At 72.7% G+C, this 24,287-nt stretch carries 23 protein-coding genes; 11 read left to right on the top strand and 12 right to left on the bottom strand.

What is annotated here, in order from left to right:
* Positions 1 to 6 precede the first annotated feature (6 nt).
* Positions 7 to 1,299: an MFS transporter gene (locus EMA17_RS27745; protein ID WP_126639870.1), complete on the top strand. Its 1,293-nt coding sequence runs from the start codon at positions 7 to 9 to the stop codon at positions 1,297 to 1,299.
* On the top strand, positions 1,296 to 2,255 hold the full coding sequence (locus EMA17_RS27750; protein WP_126639871.1) for a TolB-like translocation protein: 960 nt from the start codon (positions 1,296 to 1,298) through the stop codon (positions 2,253 to 2,255). Before EMA17_RS27745 ends, EMA17_RS27750 begins: the two co-directional genes overlap by 4 nt.
* 17 nt (positions 2,256 to 2,272) lie before the next feature.
* Here EMA17_RS27750 and EMA17_RS27755 read toward each other — a convergent pair whose 3' ends face one another.
* On the bottom strand, positions 2,273 to 2,962 hold the full coding sequence (locus tag EMA17_RS27755) for a class I SAM-dependent methyltransferase (RefSeq protein WP_126639872.1): 690 nt from the start codon (positions 2,960 to 2,962) through the stop codon (positions 2,273 to 2,275).
* 73 nt (positions 2,963 to 3,035) lie between these two features.
* The gene (locus EMA17_RS27760) at positions 3,036 to 4,025 is read right to left on the bottom strand and encodes an ArsR/SmtB family transcription factor (protein ID WP_126639873.1); all 990 of its coding nucleotides are present in this window, start codon (positions 4,023 to 4,025) and stop codon (positions 3,036 to 3,038) included.
* Positions 4,026 to 4,206: 181 nt separating this feature from the next.
* Here EMA17_RS27760 and EMA17_RS27765 point away from each other — a divergent pair, with 181 nt between their 5' ends.
* Entirely contained in the window at positions 4,207 to 5,463 is a 1,257-nt protein-coding gene (locus EMA17_RS27765) for an alpha/beta hydrolase (RefSeq protein WP_126639874.1), read from the top strand.
* Positions 5,464 to 5,594: 131 nt separating this feature from the next.
* Here EMA17_RS27765 and glpK read toward each other — a convergent pair whose 3' ends face one another.
* Positions 5,595 to 7,121: a glycerol kinase GlpK gene (gene glpK / locus EMA17_RS27770; RefSeq protein WP_126639875.1), complete on the bottom strand. Its 1,527-nt coding sequence runs from the start codon at positions 7,119 to 7,121 to the stop codon at positions 5,595 to 5,597.
* A gap of 57 nt (positions 7,122 to 7,178) precedes the next feature.
* Positions 7,179 to 7,889 carry an MIP/aquaporin family protein gene (locus EMA17_RS27775; protein WP_126639876.1) on the bottom strand — a complete coding sequence of 237 codons (711 nt, stop codon included), beginning with the start codon at positions 7,887 to 7,889 and terminating at the stop codon, positions 7,179 to 7,181.
* A gap of 401 nt (positions 7,890 to 8,290) precedes the next feature.
* On the opposite strand from EMA17_RS27775, the gene EMA17_RS27780 reads away from it, so the two are divergent.
* The 4 genes from EMA17_RS27780 (at position 8,291) to EMA17_RS27795 (ending at position 13,719) form a co-directional block, all read left to right on the top strand.
* Positions 8,291 to 9,058 (top strand): IclR family transcriptional regulator, encoded by a 768-nt coding sequence (locus EMA17_RS27780; RefSeq protein WP_126639877.1) that lies wholly within the window; start codon positions 8,291 to 8,293, stop codon positions 9,056 to 9,058.
* 200 nt (positions 9,059 to 9,258) lie between these two features.
* Positions 9,259 to 10,833 carry a glycerol-3-phosphate dehydrogenase/oxidase gene (locus EMA17_RS27785; RefSeq protein ID WP_126639878.1) on the top strand — a complete coding sequence of 525 codons (1,575 nt, stop codon included), beginning with the start codon at positions 9,259 to 9,261 and terminating at the stop codon, positions 10,831 to 10,833.
* 123 nt (positions 10,834 to 10,956) lie between these two features.
* Positions 10,957 to 12,744, top strand: a complete 1,788-nt coding sequence (locus EMA17_RS27790) for a sigma-70 family RNA polymerase sigma factor (RefSeq protein ID WP_126639879.1) — start codon at positions 10,957 to 10,959, stop codon at positions 12,742 to 12,744.
* A 123-nt stretch (positions 12,745 to 12,867) separates the two neighbouring features.
* Positions 12,868 to 13,719, top strand: coding sequence for a CAP domain-containing protein (locus EMA17_RS27795; protein ID WP_126639880.1), 852 nt, complete (start codon positions 12,868 to 12,870; stop codon positions 13,717 to 13,719).
* A gap of 34 nt (positions 13,720 to 13,753) precedes the next feature.
* Here the strand turns inward: EMA17_RS27795 and EMA17_RS27800 are convergent, their stop codons facing one another.
* Together EMA17_RS27800 and EMA17_RS27805 are read right to left on the bottom strand one after the other, a co-directional pair.
* Positions 13,754 to 14,254: a hypothetical protein gene (locus EMA17_RS27800; RefSeq protein WP_126639881.1), complete on the bottom strand. Its 501-nt coding sequence runs from the start codon at positions 14,252 to 14,254 to the stop codon at positions 13,754 to 13,756.
* A 39-nt stretch (positions 14,255 to 14,293) separates the two neighbouring features.
* Positions 14,294 to 14,521: a hypothetical protein gene (locus tag EMA17_RS27805; RefSeq protein WP_126639882.1), complete on the bottom strand. Its 228-nt coding sequence runs from the start codon at positions 14,519 to 14,521 to the stop codon at positions 14,294 to 14,296.
* Between the two features lie 137 nt (positions 14,522 to 14,658).
* On the opposite strand from EMA17_RS27805, the gene EMA17_RS27810 reads away from it, so the two are divergent.
* The 3 genes from EMA17_RS27810 (at position 14,659) to EMA17_RS27820 (ending at position 16,525) form a co-directional block, all read left to right on the top strand.
* Positions 14,659 to 15,153 carry a hypothetical protein gene (locus EMA17_RS27810; RefSeq protein WP_126639883.1) on the top strand — a complete coding sequence of 165 codons (495 nt, stop codon included), beginning with the start codon at positions 14,659 to 14,661 and terminating at the stop codon, positions 15,151 to 15,153.
* Between the two features lie 80 nt (positions 15,154 to 15,233).
* The gene (locus tag EMA17_RS27815) at positions 15,234 to 15,422 is read left to right on the top strand and encodes a DUF1059 domain-containing protein (RefSeq protein WP_126639884.1); all 189 of its coding nucleotides are present in this window, start codon (positions 15,234 to 15,236) and stop codon (positions 15,420 to 15,422) included.
* A gap of 59 nt (positions 15,423 to 15,481) precedes the next feature.
* The gene (locus EMA17_RS27820; protein ID WP_126639885.1) at positions 15,482 to 16,525 is read left to right on the top strand and encodes a PHP domain-containing protein; all 1,044 of its coding nucleotides are present in this window, start codon (positions 15,482 to 15,484) and stop codon (positions 16,523 to 16,525) included.
* 4 nt (positions 16,526 to 16,529) lie between these two features.
* On the opposite strand, the gene EMA17_RS27825 is transcribed toward EMA17_RS27820, so the two are convergent.
* Both EMA17_RS27825 and ligD read right to left on the bottom strand, forming a co-directional pair.
* Entirely contained in the window at positions 16,530 to 17,111 is a 582-nt protein-coding gene (locus tag EMA17_RS27825) for a DoxX family protein (protein ID WP_126639886.1), read from the bottom strand.
* A gap of 94 nt (positions 17,112 to 17,205) precedes the next feature.
* Entirely contained in the window at positions 17,206 to 18,213 is a 1,008-nt protein-coding gene (gene ligD / locus EMA17_RS27830) for a non-homologous end-joining DNA ligase (protein WP_126639887.1), read from the bottom strand.
* A 136-nt stretch (positions 18,214 to 18,349) separates the two neighbouring features.
* Between ligD and EMA17_RS27835 the strand changes: the two genes are divergently transcribed.
* On the top strand, positions 18,350 to 19,414 hold the full coding sequence (locus tag EMA17_RS27835; protein ID WP_126639888.1) for an ATP-dependent DNA ligase: 1,065 nt from the start codon (positions 18,350 to 18,352) through the stop codon (positions 19,412 to 19,414).
* An 89-nt stretch (positions 19,415 to 19,503) separates the two neighbouring features.
* On the opposite strand, the gene EMA17_RS27840 is transcribed toward EMA17_RS27835, so the two are convergent.
* The 4 genes from EMA17_RS27840 to EMA17_RS27855 are packed head-to-tail and all read right to left on the bottom strand — an operon-like array spanning position 19,504 to position 24,235.
* A complete protein-coding gene (locus tag EMA17_RS27840) occupies positions 19,504 to 21,117 on the bottom strand; it encodes an amylo-alpha-1,6-glucosidase (protein WP_126639889.1) in 1,614 nt (537 codons plus the stop codon).
* 1 nt (position 21,118) lies between these two features.
* The gene (locus tag EMA17_RS27845) at positions 21,119 to 21,958 is read right to left on the bottom strand and encodes a carbohydrate ABC transporter permease (RefSeq protein WP_126639890.1); all 840 of its coding nucleotides are present in this window, start codon (positions 21,956 to 21,958) and stop codon (positions 21,119 to 21,121) included.
* A gap of 15 nt (positions 21,959 to 21,973) precedes the next feature.
* Positions 21,974 to 22,936 (bottom strand): carbohydrate ABC transporter permease, encoded by a 963-nt coding sequence (locus EMA17_RS27850; protein ID WP_078973998.1) that lies wholly within the window; start codon positions 22,934 to 22,936, stop codon positions 21,974 to 21,976.
* 12 nt (positions 22,937 to 22,948) lie between these two features.
* Positions 22,949 to 24,235 (bottom strand): ABC transporter substrate-binding protein, encoded by a 1,287-nt coding sequence (locus tag EMA17_RS27855; protein WP_246126940.1) that lies wholly within the window; start codon positions 24,233 to 24,235, stop codon positions 22,949 to 22,951.
* Positions 24,236 to 24,287: the final 52 nt, after the last annotated feature.

The following is a 24,287-nucleotide window of genomic DNA, read 5'->3' on the forward strand; positions in this document are numbered from 1 at the left end:
TCGCCCGTGTACATCGCCGCCACCCGGCGCGCGGATCAGGCCGGTGGGCGCACGGCGGTCGGGACGTCGCGGGGATTCACCCGCAACGTCCCGGCCAACGTGCTCGCCCTCGGCACCGTCAGCCTGGTCACCGACATCTCCGCCGAGATGGTCACCGCGGTACTGCCCACCTACCTCGTCCTGACCCTGGGACTGAGCCCGCTGCAATACGGCCTCCTGGACGGCGGCTGGTTCGGCGTCACCGCCATGGTCCGCCTGCTCGGCGGCCAGATCGCCGACCGCACCCGGCGCCGCAAACTGGTCGCGGGCACCGGGTACGGACTGTCCGCCGTGTGCAAACTCGGCCTGCCGCTGGTCGGTTCCTCCGTAGCCGGGCTCGGCCTGGTCCTGGCGGCGGACCGCACCGGCAAGGGTCTGCGCACCGCGCCGCGCGACGCGTTGATCACCTTGAGCACCCCGACTCCGCACCTGGGCCGGGCGTTCGGCGTGCATCGCGCCATGGACACCGTCGGCGCCTTCCTCGGGCCGCTCGCCGCGTTCGCCGTGTTGTGGACCACCCACGACGCCTACGACGCGGTGTTCGTGGTCTCCTTCTGTGTCGCCACGTTCGGCGTGCTGCTGTTGATGCTGTACGTCCGCGACCATCGCGAACCGGCGCCGCCCCGGCGCGCGGCCTCGCTCCGGGCCGCGTTCGGCCTGCTGCGCCTGGCGCCGTTCCGCCGCACCTGCGTGGCCGCCGCGCTGCTCGGCCTGCTCACCGTCGGCGACACGTTCGTCTACCTCGTCCTGCAGCGCGGATTCGACATCCCGCTGCGCTACTTCCCGCTGCTGCCGCTGGGCACCGCCGGGGCGTTCCTGCTGCTCGCCGTGCCGATCGGCCGGCTCGCCGACCGCGTCGGGCGCTTCCGGGTCTTCCTCGGCGGCCACCTCGCCCTGCTCGCCGCCTACCTGGTCGCCGCCGCGCCCACCGGCGGACACACGTCCGGGACCGCGTCGCGCTGGGCGGTGCTGCTCCTGGTGCTCGGGCTCCAGGGCCTGTTCTACGCGGCCACCGACGGCGTGCTGATGGCCGCGGCCGGACCGCTGCTGCCGGTGCACCTGCGCACCAGCGGGCTGGCGCTGCTGCAGACCGGACAGGCCGGGGCCCGGCTGTTGTCCTCGGTGGTCTTCGGCGCGGCCTGGACCCTGTGGGGCGCGGGCCCCGCGCTCTACGCCATGGGCGCCGGACTGGCCGGCTGCCTGCTCCTGGCCCGGCGGCTGCTGCCGTCGGCCCCGCTCGACCCGGAGGTGACCGGATGAAACGCGCGCTCGCCCTGGCCCTGGGGCTGTTGGTCCTGGTCGGCGTGGCGGTCGGCTACTCGACCTTCGCGGCCGACCGCAACGAGGAGGCGACGGTCGAACGCCGCCCGCTCGACCTCACCGCACGCGGGCGATTGGTGTTCGTCGACACGAACCGCGCCGGCGGACACCGCACCGTGGCCGACACCGGTCTCGACACCCCCGCCGCCACCCGCACCGACAGCGGCCTGCGCTGCGAACGTTTCGCCGTCGGCGCGGGCACCGGCGTCTGCCTCCAGACCCGGGGCGGCCCGCTGCCCGGCACCGACGCGTTGATCGTCGACGCCGAAACGAACGTCAAACGCCGCATCGAACTCGCCGGCACCCCCAGCCGGGCCCGGGTCTCCGCGAGCGGCAACATGGTGTCGTGGACGGTGTTCGTCACCGGCGAGTCGTACAACAAGACCGGTTTCTCCACCTGGACCGGCATCCTGGACACCCGCACCGACTACACCCTGATCAACATCGAGGCCATCCCGTTGACCGTCGACGGCAAGCCCTACCACTCCCCCGACGTCAACTACTGGGGCGTCACCTTCGCCGCCGACGACAACCGTTTCTATGCCACGGTCGGCACGAAGGGCCACACCTACCTGGTCGAGGGCGACTACGCCAACTGGGAGGCGCACACCATCCGCGACGGCGTCGAATGCCCGTCCCTGTCCCCCGACGGCACCCGTATCGCCTTCAAGAAGCGCTCCGGCAAGGCCACATGGCGACTCCACGTGCTGGACCTGGCCACGATGCGCGAAACCCCGTTGGCCGAACACGCGAACGTCGACGACCAGGCCGCCTGGCTCGACGACAACACGGTGATGTACGGCCGAGACCGCGACGTCTACGCCGTCCCGGCCGACGGAACGGGCGCCCCACGCCTGCTCGTCACGAAGGGGGCCTCCCCGACACTGCTGCGCTGACGGGTGGCCGGGGTCGTTCACGACGCCGGCAACACCCGTGCCCAGGTGCGGTGTTCATCCAGATAGGCGTCCAGCACCAGGTCGGACTCGGCGAGGACCTCGGTGAACTCCGAATCCGTGAGCGGCCGGGAACGGAACTCGTGCGCCCACCGCACGCCGTCGAACTCGTACTCGATCCGCATCGCGTTGACCCCGTTGCCGAGCGGGTCGGCGGCCAGGACGCGCACGGCGCCGCGAGGGTGTTCGTTGATCCGGGGCAACTCGTCGTGCCAGTCGCGGCCTTCGCGCTGGATGAGCACCACCCCGTCGGCGGCGACATGGTTCCGACAGGTGTCGAGCATCGCCTTGCGGGCCTCGGCCTCGGCCTGGTGCACGAGGTAGGAGCCCAACAACACGACGTCGAAACGCTCGTCGAGCCGCAGGTCCTCGATCGTGGACAACACGGTCTCGGCCCCGCGCACCCGATCCAGCATCTCCGGCGACTCGTCCACCGCCGTCACCTCCCACCCCCGCTCGATCAGGGCATGGGTCACCCGCCCGGCCCCACACCCGAGTTCGAGCAGCCTGCGTGCCCCGTCCCGAGCCCCGAGCGCGATCATGTCCGGCTCCTCGCGCACCGGCAGAATCCCGTACATCTCCACGGCGCACCCGTCCGGCGTGAACGCCCCGGGCCCCTCGCCGCGAAATCCCTCACGAATACGCGCCATGACCGATCCCCTTCCCCCGAACGGCCCTCGGCCGCCCACGAAACGCACGCCGACCCGCCCACCCAAACCGCTGTCACCCGGGACTGTCAACGCTTTGCAGACCGTGCCGGCCGATCAGCAGGGTCGCGATCGGGGTGCGTTCGTGGCGGACCGCGCGACCGACGCGGGTGGTGGTGATCAGGCCGGCGGCGCGTAGGGCCGCGGTGTGTTCGGAGACGGTGGTGTTGCTCACCCGCAGGCGGCGGGCGAGGTCGCCGGTGGTGTGGCCGGCGGCGAGCAGGCACAGGATGTCGGTTCGGGTTCGGCCGAGCACCGCCGCGAGCGCGTCCGCGGTGTCGGCCGGGCCGTCGGGGGTCGGCGGCAGGCCGGGGCCGGCGGGATAGGTGACGGTCACCGGGCGGTCGGGCAGGTCGGAGATCAGCGGGTGTCCGCTCCAGTGGAAGGTGGGTCGGAGCAGCAGCCCGCGCCCACGCAGCGGGATCTCCCGGGCGGCGGGGCCGGCGAACTCCCAGACGTCCTCGTGCAGTCGGCTGCCGGGGACGAGGTCGGCGAGGGTCGGACCGAGGCCGTGTTCGGCCATACCCAGGGCGTGACGGGTGAATTCGGCCCGGTGCAGGTCCTGGACCACGGACCACACCGGGGCCAACACCGTCTCGTAGGCCGCGTGTTGGGCCCGGCGCAGGATCCGCCAGGCGGGCTCGTCGCCGCGGTGCAGGTCGCGAATCCACGCCGGCGCGGCGCTCGGATGCGGGGCGTACACCCGTTCCAGTTCGGCCCGTACCTCCTCGGGGCGGGTGGCGCGGATCGAGTCCAGTCCCTCGGTGAGCGAATCGGCGAACTCGTCCAGGAAATTCGGCGCCACCGGACCCGGCACCAGGTCCCCGAACGGCTCGGCCGCCGCCGGCAGGGCCCGGAGCAGGCGTTGCCGCCAGGTGCCGAGCAGGAGCGCGTCGTCCGGACGGAGCATCCGCGCCAGCGCCACGTTCAACTCCGACAACGGGGCGGGTCGCGGCGCGAACCTGATCCGGCCGAAGTCCGCGGTGGTGAATCGGATCCGGAGCATTACCCCTCCTGTCGGCACGGCGCCATCCTTTCGGCCTGGGCCGCAACCCTCGTACGCGGCCCCCCTCGGATGCCAACCTTCGGGTCCTGCCCCGTATTCGGCCGGAAGCCCGCCGAAGCCGCAAGTCAGCGGGTCACCGGGCACTCCGGGCGACCCGGGCAGGACGACACGAGGAGGATCCATGGTGCACGAAGCAGGTCCCGTGATCGGTCGGCGAGGCATCCTCGGGGCGGCGATACCGGCCGCCGCACTGCTCTTCGCGGGCGGCGTGGTCCGGGCCCGACCCGCGCGGGCAGGGTCGGGCGGCGCGGACCCGTCGGTACCCGGCCGGCTGCGACTGCCCGCGCCGACCGGCCCGCATCCGGTCGGCACCACCACGCTATACCTGGTCGATCGGTCCCGGACCGACCCGTGGGAGCCGATCGCGGTCCGGGAGGTGATGGTCACCGTGTTCTACCCGGCGCGCGGTGTGGCGGGGCGGACCGTCGCGCCGCAGCTGACCGAGGCCGCCGCGCGGGAGTTCGCCGTGGCCGGTCCGCTGGGGCATCCGCAGTTGCCGTCGACGGGGGTGGACTGGGCGGCCACCCGTACCCACTCCCGCATCGACGCCCCCGCGCAGACCACGCGGCGCCCCGTGCTCCTGTACAGCCCCGGCGGCGGCGATCCGCGCGGGATGGGCACCGGGCTCGCCGAGGAACTGGCGAGCCGGGGCTACGTGGTGGTGACCATGGACCATCCGGGGGACGCCGCGGTGGTCGAGTTTCCGGTCGACCTGGCGGGGCGGGACCGGGTGCGGTGGACCGTGTTCCGGTTCGACCCCCGCAACGATCCCACGATCGCCGACACGATGATCGACACCCGGATCGCCGACACGAGGTTCGTGCTGGACCAGGTGGCCGTACTCGCCGCCGGCGGCAATCCGGACCCGACCGGTCGCCCGCTCCCGGCGGATCTGCACCGGGTGTTGGATCCGCGCCGGGTGGGTGTGTACGGCCACTCGGCGGGCGGTACCACCGCGGCCGAGACGATGGCCGAGGACCGCCGCGTCGCCGCCGCGATCAACCTGGAGGGCTATCTGGACCACCCGCCCCGAGTGCTCGGACAGGTGGGCGAGTTGTATCCCATCGCCCGCGACGGTGCCGATCGGCCGCTGCTGCTGGTCGACACCGACGGCTTCCCGGAGCATGCCGCGCTGGAGCGTTCCTGGTCGGCGCTGCTCGCGCACTCCCGCCATCCGGTGCCCCGGCGGCGGATCCACTCGGCCGCGCACGCGGTGTTCACCGACTACGCGGCGATCGCGCCGCAGTTGGCGGCGTCCGGCCGGATGACGCCGGCCGCCCGGGACGCGCTGGTCGGCGCGATCGCCCCGACCCGGTCGATCCCCACGGTCCGCCGCCACGTGCACGGGTTCTTCGCCCGGCACCTGCCGACGCACTGAGACCGGGCCCGCCGACGCGGGCGTCCGGCGCCCGCCGAGGCGCGGCGGTGCCACGACCCCGGCGGGGGTCACGCGCCGGAGGGTGCCCCGGGTCGGCCACGCGCCGGCCCGGGGCACCGCCATCCGATCGGTCAGCGGGCGCGAGGGCGCGCGTCCGACTCCTCGACCCAGTCCATCGTCCGGTCCACCGCCTTGCGCCAGTTGCGGTAGCCGCGCTCGCGCGTGGCCTCGTCCATCCGCGAGGTCCACTCCGCCGCGCGGTGCCAGTTGGCCCGCAGCGAGTCGAGGTCGGGCCAGTAGCCGACCGCGAGACCGGCGGCGTACGCGGCGCCGAGCGCGGTGGTCTCCGCCACGAACGGGCGGGCGACGGGAGCGTCGAGCACGTCCGCGATGGTCTGCATGAGCAGGTTGTTGGCGGTCATCCCGCCGTCCACCTTGAGCGTGGCCAACTCGACGCCCGAGTCGCGCTCCATCGCGTCCACCACCTCCCGGGTCTGCCACGCGGTGGCCTCCAGGACGGCCCGGGCGATGTGCCCCTTGTTCACGTACGCGGTCAGCCCCGCGATGACCCCGCGCGCGTCCGAGCGCCAGTACGGCGCGAACAGTCCGGAGAAGGCGGGCACGAAGTAGGCGCCGCCGTTGTCCTCCACGGTCAGCGCCAGCGTCTCGATCTCCGCCGCGGTGGCGATCAGCCCCATCTGGTCGCGCATCCACTGCACCAGCGATCCGGTGACCGCGATCGAGCCTTCCAGCGCGTAGACCGGCGCGTCCTTGCCCAGCCGGTAGCCGACCGTGCTGAGCAGTCCGTGGTGCGACTGCACGATCCGCGGCCCGGTGTTGATCAGCAGGAAACTCCCGGTGCCGTAGGTGCTCTTGGCCTCGCCGGGTTCGAAGCAGGTCTGGCCGAACAGCGCGGCCTGCTGGTCGCCGAGCGCGGAGGCGACGGGCACGCCCTCCAGAACGCCCTTCGCGGTGCCGTACACCTCGGCGGAGGAGCGGATCTCGGCCAGCAGCGAGCGCGGCACGTCCATCGCGCGCAGGATCCGGTCGTCCCAGTCCAGCGTCTCCAGGTTCATCAGCATCGTGCGCGACGCGTTGGTGACGTCCGTGACGTGCACCCCGCCGTCCGGACCGCCGGTGAGGTTCCACACCACCCACGACTCCATCGTGCCGAACAGGATGTCGCCCCGCTCGGCCCGCTCCCGCAGCCCCTCGACGTGGTCGAGCAGCCAGCGGATCTTGGGACCGGCGAAGTAGCTCGCCAGCGGGAGTCCGGTCTCCACCCGGAAGCGGTCCTGGCCGACGTTGCCGCCGAGTTCGCGACACAGCGCGTCGGTGCGGGTGTCCTGCCACACGATGGCGTTGTGCACCGGGACCCCGGTATGGCGATCCCACAGCACGGTCGTCTCGCGCTGGTTGGTGATGCCGAGCGCGCGGATCTGCTCCCGCCGCAGGCCGGCCCGATCCAGCGCGCCGGCGACGACCGCCCGCACCACGCTCCAGATCTCGGCGGCGTCGTGCTCGACCCACCCCGGGCGCGGGAAGATCTGCCGGTGCTCGCGCTGGTCGACGGCGACGATCCGGCCGTCGGCGCCGAAGATGATGCAGCGGCTGGACGTGGTGCCCTGGTCGATCGCGGCGATGTACGTGTCGGACATGGCTCCTCTTCCGAAGGATCCGAGCGTGGGAGTCGGGGTGGGGCGGGTGGGAGGGGGTCAGAAGGCGAGACGGTACAGGCCGCCGGCCGCGAGCCCGCCCAGCGTCGGGCCGACCACCGGCACCCACGCGTAGGTCCAGTCCGAGCCGCCCTTGCCGGGGATCGGCAGGAACGAGTGGGCCAGGCGCGGCCCGAGGTCGCGGACCGGGTTGATCGCGTAGCCGGTCGGGCCGCCCAGGGACAGCCCGATGCCGACCACCAGGAGCGCGGTGATCAGTACGCCGGTGCCGGACAGCGCGAGCCCGTTGGTCAGGCCCTGGGTGAGGATGACGATGACCAGCACCATGGTGGCGATCGTCTCGGTGATCACGTTCTGGATCGGGTGGCGGATCTCCGGCGCGGTGGCGAACACCCCGAGTACCGGCTCGCCGTGTTCCCGGAACTGCCCGAGATAGGTCGCCCAGGCCAGCACGGCGCCGATCACCGCCCCGGTGAACTGCCCGGCCAGATACAGCGGCACCTTGTCCCACTCTCCGGTCTTGACCGCGATCCCGAGCGTGACCGCGGGATTGAGATGCGCGCCGGACAGGGACACGCTCGCGTACGCGCCGGCCAGGACCGCGAAGCCCCAGCCGAAGGTGATCGCCAACCAGCCGGCGTGTTGCGCCTTGGACCGGTTGAGCGTCACCGCGGCGCACACGCCGACGCCGAGCAGAACCAGGATGGATGTACCCAAGGTCTCGCCGACGAAGATGTCGCCGTTCGTCATCACTGAGCCCCTTCGTGAATGCCACCGGTTGGCCGGCGGCGGGATGCTACGCCGGAATGGGACACGACGCCGGACGACACACGGCGCATCCGCGGAAGCGCGCCGGTCACGGCGGATCGGCCGTCCCGCTTCGGTCTGTGGGATGACTACGACCGGTGATCGAGATCGGTACTCGATCGGGCCTCGACGGGTATTCGATTCGGATTCGACTGGTATTCGACATTGACGACCACTGTCCGGCAGTGTTCTCCGCGGGTTGCGCCGCCGTCAAGAGTCGGTGAACATCTCGTCTCCGGCCCGACCGACGGGGGCCGTGGCGCACCGGGCGGACCCGGACCCGGCCGGCATGTTCGTGACCGCTGTTCTACATTGCCAACCTGATCTTCGACGGAGGAGTCGGTATGCCCGGTCCCATCCAGTCGCTGGAACGCGCAGCGGCGATCCTGAGGTTGCTCGCCGGCGGCGAACGGCGCTTCGGCCTGAGCGAGGTCGCGACCACCCTGGGTCTGGCGAAGGGCACCGCGCACGGCATCCTGCGCACGCTCCACCAGGAGGGGTTCGTGGAGCAGGACCCCAAGAGCGGCAAGTATCAGCTCGGCGCCGAGCTGCTGCGGCTGAGCAGTTCCTATCTGGACGTGCACGAATTGCGCGCGCGGGCCCTGGTCTGGGCGGACGACCTGGCCCGCGGCACCGGGGAGAGCGTACGGATCGGCGTGTTGCACAAGGGCGGCGTGCTGGTGATCCACCACGTCTTCCGGCCGGACGACAGCCGCCAGGTGCTGGAGATAGGCGCCATGTTGCCGCTGCACTCCACCGCGTGGGGCAAGGTCCTGCTCGCCTTCGATCCGGCCGCGCGCGCGGAGTTGGACGAGACCGACGCGGTCGCCTTCACCGCCCGTACGATCACCGACGCGGCGGCGATGGACGCGCAGAGCGTCACGGTGCGCGAGCGCGGTTGGGCGGGCGACGTCGAGGAGTCGGTCCTGGGCCTGGCCGGGATCGCCGCGCCGATCCGCGACCGGCGCGGCACCCCGGTGGGCGCGGTGGGCATCAGCGGCGCCGTCGAACGCATCGTCGCCGACGGCGCCCCGCGGCCCGCCCTGGTCGCCGCGGTCCGCGACGCGGCCCGCGCCGTCTCGCGCGACCTGGGCGCGTCGTTCCCGTACTGAGCCGACGCGCACGGCCTGCGCGGCGCGACCCGGCTTCGGCGCGCCCGCTCGGTCCGCCGATTCGACTGTGCGTACTTGACGCTGCCGGGCACGGCCGGAAAACTGTCGTTCGGCGTTCGACAATGCCGACCACATAGGTTGGGCTCGGGACCCGTCCCGCCCACACCGTAGTAGCCGGCCGAGTGGAAATGAGACGCGTGATGAGCACCGCCACGGATCCGACCGTCCCCGCACGCGCCCACAGCCGGGCCGAACTCTCGCGCGGCACCCACGACCTCCTCGTCATCGGCGGCGGCATCCTCGGCACGGCGGTGGCCTGGACCGCGGCCCAGACCGGCCTGCGGGTGGCCATGGTCGACGCCGGCGACTTCGCCGGCGCCACCTCGTCCGCGTCCTCCAAGCTGGTCCACGGCGGCCTGCGCTACCTCCAGACCGGCAACCTCAAGCTGGTCGCCGAGAACCACCGCGAACGCCGCACCCTGGCCCGCGACGTCGCCCCCCACCTGGTCCGCCCGCTGTCCTTCCTGGTCCCGGTCTACAAGGACGGCCCGCACGGCTCGGCCAAACTCGGCGCCGGCGTCTTCCTCTACTCGGCCCTGTCCGCGTTCGGCGACGGCATGGGCAAGGTGATCGGCCCCGACAACGCGCTCGAACTCGTCCCGGCCCTGCGCAAGGAGGGCCTGCGCCGCGCCGCGGTGTACGGCGACCACCAGATGAACGACAGCCGGGTCGCGGTGACCACGGTGCGCGCCGCGGTCGAGGCGGGCGCGACGGTGCTCAACCACGCAGAAGTGGTCGCCCTGCGCAAGGACGCCGGTGGCCGGGTCACCGGCGCCGAACTGCGCGACCGCCTCGACGGCGCCGAATTCGGGGTGAACGCGCGCGTCGTGCTCAACGCCACCGGCCCGTGGGTGGACCACCTGCGCCGGATGGAGGACCCGGCCGCCGAGGCGAGCATCCGACTGTCCAAGGGCGTCCACCTCGTCCTGCGCCAACAGCAGCCGTGGCGCGCGGCGTTGACCATCCCGATCGACAAGTACCGGGTCTCCTTCGCCATCCCGTGGGAGGAGCACCTGCTGCTCGGCACCACCGACGAGGCGTACGAGGGCGACCCCGGCAAGGTCTCGCCGACCGAGGCCGACATCGCGCAGATCCTGGACGAGGCGGGCAGCGCCGTCGACCCGAAACAACTGCGCCGCGAGGACATCACCTACTCCTTCGCCGGCCTGCGGGTACTGCCGGGCGGGGCCGGGGCCACCAGCGAGGCCAAGCGCGAGACGGTGGTCAGCGAGGGGCGCGGCGGCATGTTGTCGGTGGCGGGCGGCAAGTGGACCACCTACCGGCACATCGGCCGCACCGTCATGGACAAGCTGGCCAAGGCCGGCGTGGTGGCGCTGGAACAGGACATGGCCACCCCGCTGCGCCGGGTGGCGCTGCCGGGCTCGGCCAATCCCGAGGCGGTGGCCCACCGGCTGCTCGGCGAGGCCACCGCGGAGGACGGCGTCGACCCGGCGGTGGCCCGGCACCTCGCCTCGCACTACGGCAACCTGGCCTACGACCTGGCCGCGATGGTGCGCGCCGACCGCTCGCTCGGCGAGCGCATCCACCCGGACGGGCCGGACATCTGGGCCCAGGCCGCCTACGCCCGCGACCACGAGTGGGCGATGACGGTGGACGACGTGTTGCGCCGGCGCACCACGGTGACCATCCGCGGCCTGGACACCCCCGAGGTGCGGGCCCGGGTCGAGGACCTGCTGGCGGCCAAGCCACACTGATCCGCGTCGCCTTCCTCGGAACTCGTCCGGCGATTTCCGTTATCCGCGTCGATCCACGGCATCTCCCTGGCGGATGGACGGGAGCGGGCCCGTCACGCCGGTCGAGAAAGTGGATGTGGCTACGTGGAGATCGAGCACGACACCGCCCTGGTCGTCGCCGCCCGGGGCGGTGACCTGCGCGCCCGGGACGAACTGGTCGCGACCTGGCTGCCGTTGGTCTACAACATCGTCGGCCGGGCCCTCGACGGGCACGCGGACGTCGACGACGTGGTGCAGGAGACCATGGTCGACGCGCTCACCGGCCTCGGCGGGCTGCGCGACCCCGAGCGCTTCCGGTCCTGGCTGGTGGCCATCGCGATCAACCGGATCCGGCGCCGGCACGCCCGCCGCGCCTTCACCACCCCGCTGGACGAGGTGGCCGGACACGCCGACCCCGGCTCCGACTTCGCGAACCTGACGATCCTGCGGCTGGGCCTGTCCGGTCAGCGTCGCGACGTGGCGAGCGCGACCCGGTGGCTGGACCCGGAGACCCGCGAACTGCTCGCGCTGTGGTGGCTGGAGGCGGCCGGTACGCTCACCCGGACCGAACTCGCCGCCGCCCTGGACCTGCCCGCCACACACGCCGCGGTCCGGGTGCAGCGGATGAAGGAGCAGTTGGACGCGGCCCGAGTGGTGGTCCGTGCGCTGGCCGCCACGCCGCGCTGCGCGGAGTTGTCCGCGCTGCTCGGCGACTGGGACGGCGGCCCGACCCCGCTGTGGCGCAAGCGCATCGCCCGCCACGCCCGTACGTGCCGCGCGTGCGGCGACCACCGCCGGGGCCTGGCCCCGGTCGAGGGCCTGCTCGCGGGCCTGGCACTGCTGCCCCCGATGGCGACGCTGTGGCACCCGAGCGCGGGGACGGCGACGGCCGGGGCAATGGGACCGGCGGGGGCGGCAAGCACTGCGGCCCCGGGCTCGAGCAGCGCAGCGGGCGCCGCAGGCTCGGGCGGCACGGCGGGCTCGGCAGGCACTTCGGCGTCGGGCGGCGCAGCGGGCTCGGGCGGCGCAGCGGGCTCGGCAGGCACTTCGGCGTCGAGCGGCGCAGCGGGCTCGGGCGGTACTTCCGGCTCGGTAGGCGCTTCGGCGTCGGGCGGCGCAGCGGGCTCGGGCGGTACTTCCGGCTCGGTAGGCGCTTCGGGCTCGGGCGGCGCCACGGGACCCGTCGGCACTTCGCGTCCCGGCGCGAAGCCCGGCGGCGGGCCGCCCGCCCACGCCGCCCTCCGACCGGCTCGTCGGCTCCGGCACACCGCCACGATCGCCGCCGTCGCGATCGTCCTCGTCGTACTGGCCGCCGTCGTCCTCCTCGACCGACCGCACCACGACGCGCCGGCCCGAAGCGCGGCCGGCCCGACACCGGTCGCCGCGACGCCGCCCCCGCCCTCACCCATACCGGCCACGACCCCACCCCCGTCGCCGAGCACGGAACCGCCCGCCGCCACCACACCGCCGCCCACGACCCGCTCGACCGCCCCCGTCGACAACCGCGCCCGGCTCGAACGCGCCGTCGTCGACCTGGTGAACGCCGCGCGCGCCGAGCACGGCTGCGCCCCGGTGCGGGTCGACGACCGCCTCCGTAGCGCCGCCCGCAAACACTCCGACGACATGGCGGCCCGGCGCTTCTACGACCACGTCGACCCGGACGGAGTGCGCGCCGACGCCCGGATCGACGCCGCCGGATACCGGTGGCGACTGTGGGGCGAGAACCTGAATCGGGGCCGACCCGACGCCGCACACGTCGTCGACGAGTGGCTGGGCAGCCCGGTGCACCGGGCGAACATCCTCGATTGCGGCTTCACCGATCTCGGCGTCGGCGTCACGCTCGGCCCCGGCGGCACGACCTTGTGGACGCAACTCTTCGCGGCACCGGCCTGATCGGCGACCGGACGGGGAACTCCCGCGCCGATTTCCGTTATCCCCGCGCGCGCCCCGGCTCTCCCGGGTGTCACCGGCGTTCCGGCCGGTCGACGAGCCGTAGCCTCCGAGGAGCCACCCAGCGTGCAGCACCCCAAGCGCCCCAAGCACTCGCAGCACCCCGAGCACCGCATGCGCCCCGTGCACCGCATGCGCCCCGTGCGCCACCACCGCCGAGCGGTCACCACGGCCGTGGCCGCCGCCCTGGCCGCGCTCGTCGTGGCCGGCTGCGGATCCGCCGAACACCACGACGGCGCGAGCCGATCGGCCGCCCCGAGCGGCACCGTCCCGGCCGCTGGCACCACCGCGTCGGCGGCCCCCTCGGCGGCGACCCCGCCCCCGACCGGCACCCCGACCCCCTCCGGCGGCACCGCCCCGAGCAGCACCGCCCCGTCGACCCGCAAGCCCGCCCCGTCCACCGCCACGAGTCGCCCCGGCACCGACGCCACGTCCCGGACCGGAGCCGGCACTCGGCCCACCACCGCGTCCGCCGCCGACGGCCCGCCCGGAGCCAATCCCACCGTGCGCGGCAACCGCCCGCCCTCGCAGTCGATCACCGACGCCGAGGCGATGTCGCTGGAACTGCTCGACGCGGAACGGGCGAAGGTCGGCCTGCCGCCGCTGCGCGCGAGCGCCGACCTGAGCGCCTTCGCCCGCACCTGGGCCGAGCACATGCGCCGCAACGGCTTCGCCCACTCCGGTCGCGAGGCCGACGCGCTGGTCACCGGCCGGCGTACCGGGGTGGCCGAGAACATCGTGATGTGGGGCGACCCCGCCATGACCGCCCGCCAGGCCGCCGAGAAGTTCCAGGACATGTGGCGGCACAGCCCCGGCCACTACCGCAACCAGACCGACCCCTCGCATACGGAGGCGGGCGTCGGCATCTTCCACGACGAGAGCGGCTGGTGGGGCGTGCACGAGTTCGCCAACGGCTGAGGCCCCGACCCGCCGAGGCCCGACCGCCCTCGACTCACCCCGACGAGGCGCGTCCCGGCCAAAAGTCCGGGTGGTCGAGGAGGTCGGCCGCCGGCGCCCGGGCGTACGCCTCGTCCGTGTCCGGGATCGAGAAGACCACGCGGAAGTACCGCGGGGCGATGATGCGATCGACGACCTGCTGCCGAGTGGGGACCACCCGGCCCCGCTCGGCCGCCTTCGCGAGGAGCGCGTCGATCCGCACGGCGCACCGGTCCGGGCACCTCGCCGGCCCGGCCCGCCGGTCGTCGGGGTCCGGCGCCACCTCGGCCCGGAAGAACGCGATGCCGCCCGGCCCGGAGAAGTCGAGCAGCGCCCACACCGCGTAGCCGGCCGGATCCTCGTCCAGCGCGCCGGTGGGCTCGGGCGGCCGGTCGGTGTCGTGCCGGACCGGCGCCACATCCGCGACCCGGTCGCATCCGCAGACCGCCCCGACGACCGGGCGAATATCGCGCCGCGCCGCGTTCCGGACGATCGCCGGAATCCTGTTCGCCTTCATGTGCGCGGCTGCGGCACCGTCCCCGCTCCACGTCGTCCATCAATCCCGATGGCGCTTCTCCGCGACCACCCTGGCCGTGGTCTTCGCGCTCTGCGCGCCGGCACTGCCGATCGCGCCGATGGTGGTCGGGGCGCTGTCCGACCACGTCGGCCGCCGCCCGGTACCGATCGCCGCGCTCGCCGCCGAGGCCGTCGCGATGGCGCTGTTCGCGGTCGCCGACGGAGTCCCGTGGCTGCTCGCCGCCCGCGCGGTACAGGGCCTCGCCACCGGCGCGGCGACCGGCGCGATCAGCGCCGGCGCGATGGACCTCCGGTCCGGCCGGCCGCCCGGGCCCGGCCACCCTGGTCAACAGCGCGGGCCCCGGCATCGAGCTCGGCGCCGGCGCCCTGGGTTCGGGCCTGCCGGTGGAGTACGCCCCCGCGCCCCGCGCGCTGGTCTTCGTCATCCTCGGCGTGTTGTTCCCGATCGGCATCGTCGCCGTCGCGGTGATGCCGGAGACCGCCCGGCCGCACCCCGGCGCGTTGACCTGGCCGCGCCCTCGGGTCGGCGTCCCGTCCGGCACCCGGGGCCGCTTCCTGGCCGTGGTCCCGACCCTGGTCGCCACCCGGGCCGTCGCCGGCCTGTACCTGTCCCTCGGCCCGTCGCCGGCCGCCGGCATCCTCGGCGTGCGCAGCCACCCGATCGGCGGCCTCGTCGTCTTCGCCCCGATGATCGCGACCGCGACCACCTCGATCGTGCCGGGCGGCCGCAGGTCACCCGCCCTGACGGCCGCCGGCATGGCGGTGTCCCCGATCGGCCCGAGTCGTACCGCCGACATCTACGCGAGCGCCGTGATCATGATCGCCCCGGCCTTCACGCTTGGCTCGATCATGACCCGAAAAGCGGACAGGACCGCCTAAAATTGGACCGTGGCCTCGTGCCGTCGTGCCCGGGGTCACGACCCTCGGAGACTCGGGGACGAACCGTCCGGGAGGACACCATGCGCAAGGTAGCCGACTGCCGGGAGTTCCCCAGCGAATCGAATTGCACCCTCACCATCGCCGGCACGGAAGACGAGGTCGTCGTGGCCGCCGCCCAGCACGCCCAGGCGGTACACGGCCACACCGACAACCCCGAACTCCGCGAAGAAATCCGCAAGTCCCTCAAGGACGAGGAACCCGGCCGCTGACCGCACCCGGGAAGCCGGCCCACCGGTTTACCGCCGCCCCGCGCGGCCACAGTCCACCCATGCCCCCACACCACACGACCCCGCCCGCGCCGGACCCGGTGGCCGCGCTGGATCGCATCGCCTTCCTCCTCGAACGCGACCAGGCGCCCACGTACCGGGTCAAGGCCTTCCGCACCGCGTCCGCCGTGATCACCGGGCTCGATCCGGCGGAGCTGCGCACCCGGGTCGCCCGGCACACGCTGGGCGAGCTGAAGGGCATCGGCCCCAAGACGGCGGACGTGATCGAGCAGGCGTGGGCCGGCCGGATCCCGGGCTATCTCGCCGACCTGGAGGCCCGCCCGTCGCCGCTGCCCACCGCCGGCGCGACGCTGCTCGCCGCCCAGCGCGGCGACTGCCACATGCACTCGGACTGGTCGGACGGCGGCAGCCCGATCGAGGTGATGGCCCGCACCGCCCGGGACCTGGGCCACGCGTGGACCGTACTCACCGACCACTCGCCCCGGCTGACCGTGGCCCGGGGGCTGACCGCCGACCGGCTCCGCGCGCAACTCGACGTGGTCGCCGAACTCGCCGCCGAACTGGCCCCGTTCCGCCTGCTCACCGGCATCGAGTGCGACATCCTCGACGACGGTTCGCTGGACCAGGAGCCCGAACTCCTGGCCCGCCTCGACGTGGTCGTCGCGTCGGTGCACTCCAAACTGCGCATGGACGCCCCCGCGATGACCCACCGCCTGCTGACCGCCGTCCGCAACCCCCGGGTGAACGTGCTGGGGCACTGTACGGGCCGGCTCGTCCAGGGCAAGGGCCGCCCGGAGTCCACCTTCGACGCCGAGGCGGTGTTCGCGGCCTGCGCCGAGTCGGACACCGCCGTGGAGATCAACTGCCGCCCCGAGCGCCGGGACCCCCCGACCCGACTGATCCACCGCGCGCTGGCCGCGGGCGTGTACTTCTCCATCGACACCGACGCACACGCCCCCGGCCAACTGGACTGGCAGGCGCACGGCTGCGCCCGGGCCGAGGAGTGCGAGGTACCGGCGGAGCGGGTGATCACCACATGGCCGGTGGAGCGACTGCTCGCCTGGACGCACCCGGCGAAGGACTGACCCGCTACTCGCCCGCGTCCGCCGAGGCGTCGGCGTCGCCCTGCTCCCGGGTGGCCGCCTGGCGCCGCCCGATCACCGCGGCCGCCGCCGCAGCGCTGCCGGTGAACGCGAGGCCCACCACCCACGGGCGGTCCAGCACGTGGCAGGTCGCGTGGTCGACCGAGAACCGCCCGGGCCCCGCGAGCCCGATCCCGGCCGCGACGAAGCCGAGGAAGGCCGGATACTCGAAGCCGCCCGACTGGGCGAAGAACCCGGCGGGCGCGTGCACCGAGACCGCGCCGGCCATCGCGCCGGCCGCCGCCGCCCCGGCCGCCGGGGTGGCCAGGCCGAGCGCGAGCAGTACACCGCCGCCCGCCTCCCCCAGCCCGGCCGCCAGCGCGCTCTGCCGACCCGGGCGAAAGCCCATGCCTTCCATCGCCGAGCCGGTGCCGCTCAGGCCGTGACCGCCGAACCATCCGAACAACTTCTGCGCGCCGTGCGCGAACAGGACACCGCCGGTGCCGACGCGCAGCGCCAGCAGACCTACGTCCTTGCGAACCGACAGCCGGGTACGCCTCGACAGCCGGGTGGGAAGCGACAGGCACATGGGAGGGGCCTTCCTGGGGGTGGGTTCCCCTCAGTGTCGGCTCGCCGCCGACGCCCCCGCCTGCGCTGCTGCGCCGTCGGGGGGACGGCCCGTGTCAGTGTTCGCGTGCCCGGCTGGGCTGTACCCGGGGTGGCTCGCCCGGCATCTTGGGGTGGTCCGGCGGGTACGGCAGGTCGCCGACGCCGTGGTCCCGGGCCTGGCGGTCGGCCAACTCGAGGGCCGGGCGCAGGTCGAAGGCGTGCTCCGCCATGTCCGCGTGCACGTCGCCCAGGCGCGCGTAGCGCGGCGGCATGCTGCCCAGGTCGAAGTCGTCGGGGTGCGCGTCGTCCACCTCGTCCCAGGTCAGCGGCGCGGACACGGTCGCCCGGACGGTGGGGCGCGGCGAGTAGGCGGCGGCGATGGTGCGGTCGCGGGCCATCTGGTTGTAGTCGACGAAGATGCGCTCGCCGCGCTCCTCCTTCCACCAGGCGGTGGTCACCCGATCGGGCATCCGCGCCTCCAGTTCGCGGGCCAGCGCGATCACCGCGCGCCGTACCTCGGTGAACTCCCAGTCGGGGCGGATCGGCACGTACAGGTGCAGGCCGCGACCGCCGGAGGTCTTCGGCCAGGCGGTGAATCCGTACTCGTCCAGCACCTCGCGCATCGCGTGTGCGGCGTGGATCGCGTCGGCGAAGTCGGTGCCGGGTTGCGGGTCGAGGTCGATGCGCAGTTCGTCGGGGTGTTCGGTGTCGGTGCGGCGGACCGGCCAGGGGTGGAAGGTCAGGGTGCCGAGGTTGGCCGCCCAGACCAGCGCGGCCACGGTGTCCGGGGCCATCTCGTCGGCGAAACGACCGCTGGGGAAGGTGATCCGGGCGGTGGGGATCCATTCCGGCAGGTTCTTGGGCACCCGCTTCTGGAAGAACGACTCGCCGGTGACGCCGTGCACGAAGCGTTGCAGCGTGGTGGGCCGGTCGCGCAGGCCCCGGAGCATGCCGCCACCGACCGCGATCAGGTAGCGGACCAGGTCTCCCTTGGTGAAGCCGCGCTCGGGGTAGTAGACCTTGTCGACGCTGCTCACCCGGACGGATCTGCCGTCGATCTCGAATTCCTCGGCCTCGCTCATGCCTCAGGGTAGGCGGATTCATACAAATTCGTCCCGTTTGGCACGGCCCGTTCCACCGGCGCTCCTCTCGGTGACTCCCGGCCCCCGTCGGCCGCTGCGGAGGCGACCGCTCCGGGCCCCGCGCACACTGGGCCGCATGCGCCTTCCCGTGATGCCCCCGGTCAAGCCGATGCTCGCCAAGGCCGCCGCGCGGATTCCCCCCGGTCTGCACTACGAGGCCAAATGGGACGGGTTTCGGGCGATCGTCTTCCGGGACGGCGACGAGGTGCTGATCGGCAGCCGCAACACCAAGCCGCTGGACCGCTACTTCCCCGACGTGGTCGAGGCGGCGCTGCGGCTGCTTCCGCCGCGCTGCGTGCTGGACGGGGAGTTGGTCATCGCGCTGGACGGCCGGCTCGACTTCGATCGGCTCCAGGACCGGATCCACCCGGCCGCCTCGCGGGTTCGGCATCTGGCCGAGACCACGCCCGCCTCCTTCGTGGCGTTCGACCTGCTGGCGCTCGGCGACGAGTCGTATCTGGCCCGCCCGCTGACCGAGCGGCGGGCCGCGTTGGAGGCGGCGCTGGCCGACGCGGTGCCGCCGATCCACGTCGCGCCGGCCACCACCGACCCGGCGGTGGCCCGGGACTGGTTCGACCGCTTCGAGGGCGCGGGACTGGACGGGATCGTGGCCAAGGACCCGGCGGGCCCGTACCTGCCGGACGAGCGGGCGATGGTCAAGATCAAGCACGAGCGCACCGCGGACTGCGTGGTGGCCGGATACCGCGAGCACAAGTCGGGTCCGGTGGTCGGCTCGCTGTTGCTCGGGCTGTACGACGACCGGGGCCGGCTCCAGCACGTGGGGGTGAGCGCGGCGTTCACCGCGGCCCGACGGGCCGAGCTGGTCGAGGAGTTGGCGCCGTACCGGATGACCGACCCGACCGGGCACCCGTGGGCGCACTGGGCCGAGGCCGAGGCGCACGAGGCCGACCGGTTGCCGGGCGCGGTCACCCGCTGGTCGGGCGGCCGGCTCTCGGACTGGGTGCCGCTGCGGCCGGAGCCGGTCTGCGAGGTGGCCTACGACCACGTCCAGGGCGACCGCTTCCGGCACACCACACGCTTTCGCCGGTGGCGTACCGACAAGGACCCGGCCGAGTGCACGTACGAACAACTCGCCGAGCCGACCCGCTACGACCTGTCCGACGTGCTCGGCGCCCGGTAGCGCACACGTCCGGATCCACGACGTCCGAGCGACCGGTCCCCGCCCGTCGACGGCTTCCCGCGTGCGCCCGCGCGGGAAGCCGTTCGGGCTCAGGTGCGGGCCAGGTCCACGAACAGGGCGCTGGACCAGCCGAAGCCGGAGGTGGCGCGGCCGGCTCGGGCGCCGGTGAGCGGGTTCCAGTACTCGTACAGGCCGCCGCCCTCGGCCACCATCCGCACCGTGCGCTCGGTCAACTCGTCGGCCACGTCCGGGTATCCGGATCGGCGCAGGCCCTCGATCAGCAGGTAGTTGACGTTGAGCCAGACCGGCCCGCGCCACATCGCGTCGGGGTCGAAGTCCGGGTCGTCGAACGCGACGGTGGGCACCGGGCGTTCGCCCCAGAAGCTCGCCGAGCGCAGGTCGGCGACCAGGCGGTCGGCGATGGCGCGCGGCAGTCGGCCGGTGAGCAGCGGCAGCAGTTCCAGCGGGGTGCGGGTGGCCACCGCGCGGCCCGCCGAGACGGTGCCGAAGCGCTCGCCGTCCCAGCGGCGGGCGATCAGCAACTCGGTGTGCGCGGCCGCGCGTTCGCGCCAGCCGGCGGCCTCCTCCACCCGGCCGAGCGCGTCGGCGATGTCGCCGAGGACGTCGAACTGGAGCGCCAGGTAGGAGTTCAGGTCCGGCGGTTCGGCGCGCGGGCCGTAGTCCCAGACGGGGCTGTCGTCCAGGCCGCTGGAGTACGGGTGCAGGTATTCGGCCAGGCCGTCCCCGTCGGGGTCGGAGTGGGTGAGCCACCACTGCTGCGAGCGCACGATCGGCTCGTAGACCTCGGCCAGGAAGTCGAGGTCGGGGGCGGCCCGGTGGATCTTCCACACCGCCCACGCGGTCAGCGGCGGCTTGGTCACCGGGACCACCTCGCCGGTCGACGCGGCGGCGGCCTCCTCCTCCCCCAGGGCGCTGCCGACGTGCTCGGCCAGTCGGGCCCGGTCGGAGCGGGGCAGGTCGGTGGTCTCGGCCAGCACCCCCTCGTCGTGCACGACGTCGGGGATCAGCCCGTCGGGGCGCTGGTGGGCGAGCAGGATCCGGATCTGGTCCCGGGCCAGTTCGGCATCGCCGTGGCGCAGCGCGATGGCGTGGAAGTACGCGTCCCAGTTCCACACCCCGACGTAGCCGAAGCGGGACGGGACCAGGCCCTCGCGACCGCCCGCGTATCGGATCGGCAGCAGGTTGATCCCGAGTGTCCACCAGGCGAGCGCGGCCCGCTCGCGCAGGTCGGCGCGCACGGCGGGCATGCGCTCGAACCAGGTCGTCCAGCGGGCGCGGGCCGCGCCCGGGACGGTCGGCGCGTCGGGCGCGTCCTTGCCGACCAGCACCAGTCGGCCGTCGATCGCGGCGCCGTGCGCGATGCCGTCCGCGTCGAGCCATTCGGCCCGGGCGCCGGTGCCGGTGAGCACGAGGGTGTCCGCGTCGGCGAAGGCCAGGTGCACCCCGCCCGCGAAGGCGATCCGGTCCGGGCGCGCGGCCCGGATCGGCAGCGCCGCGCCGTCGGCCGCGCGGATCCGCAGCGCGGTGAGCACGCTCGTGTCGGCCGGCCGCGTCTCGTACTCGGACCGGGCGATCCACAGGTCGCCGTCGTCCGCGGCGAGCACGAGCAGTCGCGATCCCCGGTCGGTGAACGGGCGTTCGCGCAGGTCCAGCGCCACCAGGTCGAGTAGGGGCGTGGGCATGTCAGCGTCCTCCCATGCCGGATGCCGCCATGCTGTTGATGATCTTCCGCTGACCGATCACGAACGCGATCAGCATCGGCACCACGGAGATCGTCGACGCGGCGAGCAGCATGCCGTAGTCCAGTCCGCCGTGCTGGCCCTTGAACGAGGCGAGCAACATCGGAACGGTGAATTTGTCCTCGGAGTTCAGGAAGATCAGCGGGTAGATGAAGCTGTTCCAGCTGCCCAGGAAGACGATGATGCCCAGGGCCGCCATGCCCGGCTTGATGTTGGGCAGCACGATCCGGGTGAAGATCGTCCACCGGTTGGCGCCGTCGAGCCGGGCGGCCTCCTCCAGTTCGATCGGCACCGCGCGGACGAACTGGCGCATCATGAACACCGCGAACGGGTTGGCGATGGCGGGCAGGATCAGCGCCAGGTGGGTGTCGATCCAGCCGAAGTGCGACAACATCACGTACAGCGGCACCAGGGTGACCTGGGTGGGCACCATCTGGGTGAGCAGGAAGACCACGAACAGCGAACGCGAGAACGGGAAGTCGATCCGGCTGAACGCGTAGGCGGCCATCGAGGCGGTGAGCAGCGTGACCACGACGGTGATCGCGGCGATGTAGAAGCTGTTCCAATAGGCGCGCCCGAACGGCATCGCGTCCAGGGCGTCGGGGAAGTTGCTCGCCCGCCAGGGATCCGGGATCCAGGACAGCGGATCCTGGATCATCTGCCCCTCGCCCTTGAACGCGGTGAGCAACATCCAGATGAACGGGAACACCATCAGCAGCCCGCCCACGACGAGCAGGGTGTGCAATGCGACGGTGCCGATACGACGGCGGATGGCCGTGACCATCACGACCCTCCTCTCCTACGACTCGTAGTGGACGAAGCGCTTCTGCGCGCGGAACTGGACGAGGGTCACCACGATCGTCATCAGCGTCAGGAGCAGGGCGGCGGCGCTGCTGGCGCCGAACTCGAACTTCTTGAAGCCCAGGTCGTAGACCTGGTACACGATCGTGCGCGCGCCCTCGTTGTGGTCGGGGTCGACGAGCACGTAGATCTGGTCGAACGCCTGGAACGAGCTGATCACCGCGACCACGAAGGAGAAGAAGATGGTCGGCGAGAGCAGCGGCAGCGTCACGTGTCGGAAGATGCGCAGCGGGCCCGCGCCGTCGATCCGGGCCACCTCGGTCAGGTGTGCCGGGATGGACTGGAGGCCGGCCAGGAAGATCACCACGTTCAGCCCGAGCGAGGACCAGATGGTCACCGCCGCGATCGCGACCATCACCCAGTCGGGGTCGTTGAGCCAGTCGGGCAGGGTGATGCCGAACCAGTCGTGCACGGTGTTGTTGAGCATGCCCAGGTCGCCGCTGGCGAGGAGCATCTGCCAGATCACCGCGACCGCCACCGAACTGGTGACCACGGGCAGGAAGTAGACCACCCGGTAGAAGGTCTTGCCGCGCACGTTGTTCAGCGCCATGGCGATCAACAGCGCCAGGGCCAGGCCGACGGGCACCGTGATCAGGCCCAGGGTCAGCGTGTTCAGGACCGCGTCGCGGAAGGTGGGGTCGGACAGCTGGGTCTGGAAGTTGTCGAAGCCGACCCAGGACTTCTCGCCCAGGCCGTCCCACTTCATGAACGCCAGCACGACCGCGAAGCCGAGCGGGATCAGGGTGAACAGCAGCAGGAAGGCCAGTTGCGGCCCGAGGAAGAGGGCTGCCCACCACCGTTCCCGGCGCCGCCGGCCCCGAAGGGACCGGCGGCGCTCGGAGGTTTCCTCGGTGGTCGGGCGCCGTGTGTCGGTGGTGCGGCTGAGCGTGGACGTGGTCACGGCGGCCCCCGGTCAGTGCAGTTTGGCGGAGACGAGCGAGCCGAGTTCGTTCATCGCCTGGTCGAAGCCGATCTTGCCGGTCCACAACTTCAGCAGGTGCTCGTTGATGTCGGCGGTCAGCGCGGGCACGCCGGCCTCCTCCGGGTAGTTGGCGAAGCCGCCGTCGCGGGTGTCGATGAAGGTCTGCGCGTGCGCGGGGTAGCCCTCCATCACCACGCTGTCCGCGCCCTTGACCGAGGGCACCGCGTTGCCGCCGCCCTTCAGGCGCAGCAGCTGGCCGTCCTTGGAGACGAACTCGGACATGAACGTCCAGGCGGCCTGCGCCTTCTTGGTGTCCTTGTTCATCGCGAGGAAGGACGTGCCCACCGTCTGCGGCATCAGCACGCCGGTCTGCGACGGGAAGGGCACGATGTCGTAGTTGTCCTGCTGCCCCTTCTTGACCGTGTCGATCATCCACCGGCCGCCCGCGGCGAAGCCCACCTTGTGCTTGATGAACTGCACGTCGGAGCCGTTGCCCTCGGGCAGGAGGTCGGCGACCAGGAACGTCTTGTCCTGGTAGCCGTCGGCCAGCGTCTTCAATGCCTCACGCGACTTGGGGTCGGTGTTGCCGACGAACTTGCCGCCGTCGTACACCTTGCCGCCGAAGCCGTTGATCATGCTGTAGGTCGAGCCGTACCAGTTGTAGAAGACCGAGCCGGCCTTGTCGGCGGCCTTGAGCTTGCGGTTCATCTCCAGGAACGTGGCCATCGTCCACTTGCCCTGGGCGTTCAGCGCGGCCGGGTCGTCGGTGATCCCGGCGTCCTTGAGCGTCTGCTTGTCGTACCAGAGCACCTCGGGGTTGGCATCGTTCGGGATGCCGTAGATCTGCCCGTCCTTCTTGGCGCCGCCGTACAGGCCGTCGAAGAAGTCCTCGGGCTTGGCCTTGCTGTCGGGGGCGGCCATCTTGTCGTTGAGCGGGGCGAGCACCCCGGCGGAGACGAATTTCCCGGCGAAGTCGTCGCCTATGTAGAAGACGTCGGGCGCGGTCTTGGAGGAGAGCTGGGTGAGCAGCTTGGCGTGGTAGTCGCTGTAGGACGGCACCGCCTGGAGCTTCAGGTTGATGTCGGGGTGCCGCTTGCCGAAGTCCTTCTCGAAGGCCTTGAAGCGGGCGAGCTCTTCCGGGTTGCCCCAGGTCGACCAGGTGACGGTGGTCTTGGAGCCGGAACCGGAACCGCTGCTGCCGCCACAACCGCTGGTGGCGACGAGCGCGGCGCCGGCGGCCAGCACGGCCACGGTCTTCGCGGTGCGGGAGATTGACACGATGTACCTCCGGGGGGATGAGTGCGGGACGTGCACGTGCGGGGAAGGGGCC

Origin of the sequence: Embleya hyalina, from assembly GCF_003967355.1 — a bacterium.
GTDB classification, from domain to species: domain Bacteria; phylum Actinomycetota; class Actinomycetes; order Streptomycetales; family Streptomycetaceae; genus Embleya; species Embleya hyalina.

Coding starts and splice junctions, on each gene's coding strand:
- EMA17_RS27750 (WP_126639871.1), top strand. CDS start 1,296: ATGAAACGCGCGCTCGCCCTGGCCCTGGGGCTGTTGGTCCTGGTCGGC.
- EMA17_RS27755 (WP_126639872.1), bottom strand. CDS start 2,962: ATGGCGCGTATTCGTGAGGGATTTCGCGGCGAGGGGCCCGGGGCGTTC.
- EMA17_RS27760 (WP_126639873.1), bottom strand. CDS start 4,025: ATGCTCCGGATCCGATTCACCACCGCGGACTTCGGCCGGATCAGGTTC.
- EMA17_RS27765 (WP_126639874.1), top strand. CDS start 4,207: ATGGTGCACGAAGCAGGTCCCGTGATCGGTCGGCGAGGCATCCTCGGG.
- glpK (WP_126639875.1), bottom strand. CDS start 7,121: ATGTCCGACACGTACATCGCCGCGATCGACCAGGGCACCACGTCCAGC.
- EMA17_RS27775 (WP_126639876.1), bottom strand. CDS start 7,889: ATGACGAACGGCGACATCTTCGTCGGCGAGACCTTGGGTACATCCATC.
- EMA17_RS27780 (WP_126639877.1), top strand. CDS start 8,291: ATGCCCGGTCCCATCCAGTCGCTGGAACGCGCAGCGGCGATCCTGAGG.
- EMA17_RS27785 (WP_126639878.1), top strand. CDS start 9,259: ATGAGCACCGCCACGGATCCGACCGTCCCCGCACGCGCCCACAGCCGG.
- EMA17_RS27800 (WP_126639881.1), bottom strand. CDS start 14,254: ATGAAGGCGAACAGGATTCCGGCGATCGTCCGGAACGCGGCGCGGCGC.
- EMA17_RS27815 (WP_126639884.1), top strand. CDS start 15,234: ATGCGCAAGGTAGCCGACTGCCGGGAGTTCCCCAGCGAATCGAATTGC.
- EMA17_RS27820 (WP_126639885.1), top strand. CDS start 15,482: ATGCCCCCACACCACACGACCCCGCCCGCGCCGGACCCGGTGGCCGCG.
- EMA17_RS27825 (WP_126639886.1), bottom strand. CDS start 17,111: ATGTGCCTGTCGCTTCCCACCCGGCTGTCGAGGCGTACCCGGCTGTCG.
- ligD (WP_126639887.1), bottom strand. CDS start 18,213: ATGAGCGAGGCCGAGGAATTCGAGATCGACGGCAGATCCGTCCGGGTG.
- EMA17_RS27835 (WP_126639888.1), top strand. CDS start 18,350: ATGCGCCTTCCCGTGATGCCCCCGGTCAAGCCGATGCTCGCCAAGGCC.
- EMA17_RS27840 (WP_126639889.1), bottom strand. CDS start 21,117: ATGCCCACGCCCCTACTCGACCTGGTGGCGCTGGACCTGCGCGAACGC.
- EMA17_RS27845 (WP_126639890.1), bottom strand. CDS start 21,958: ATGGTCACGGCCATCCGCCGTCGTATCGGCACCGTCGCATTGCACACC.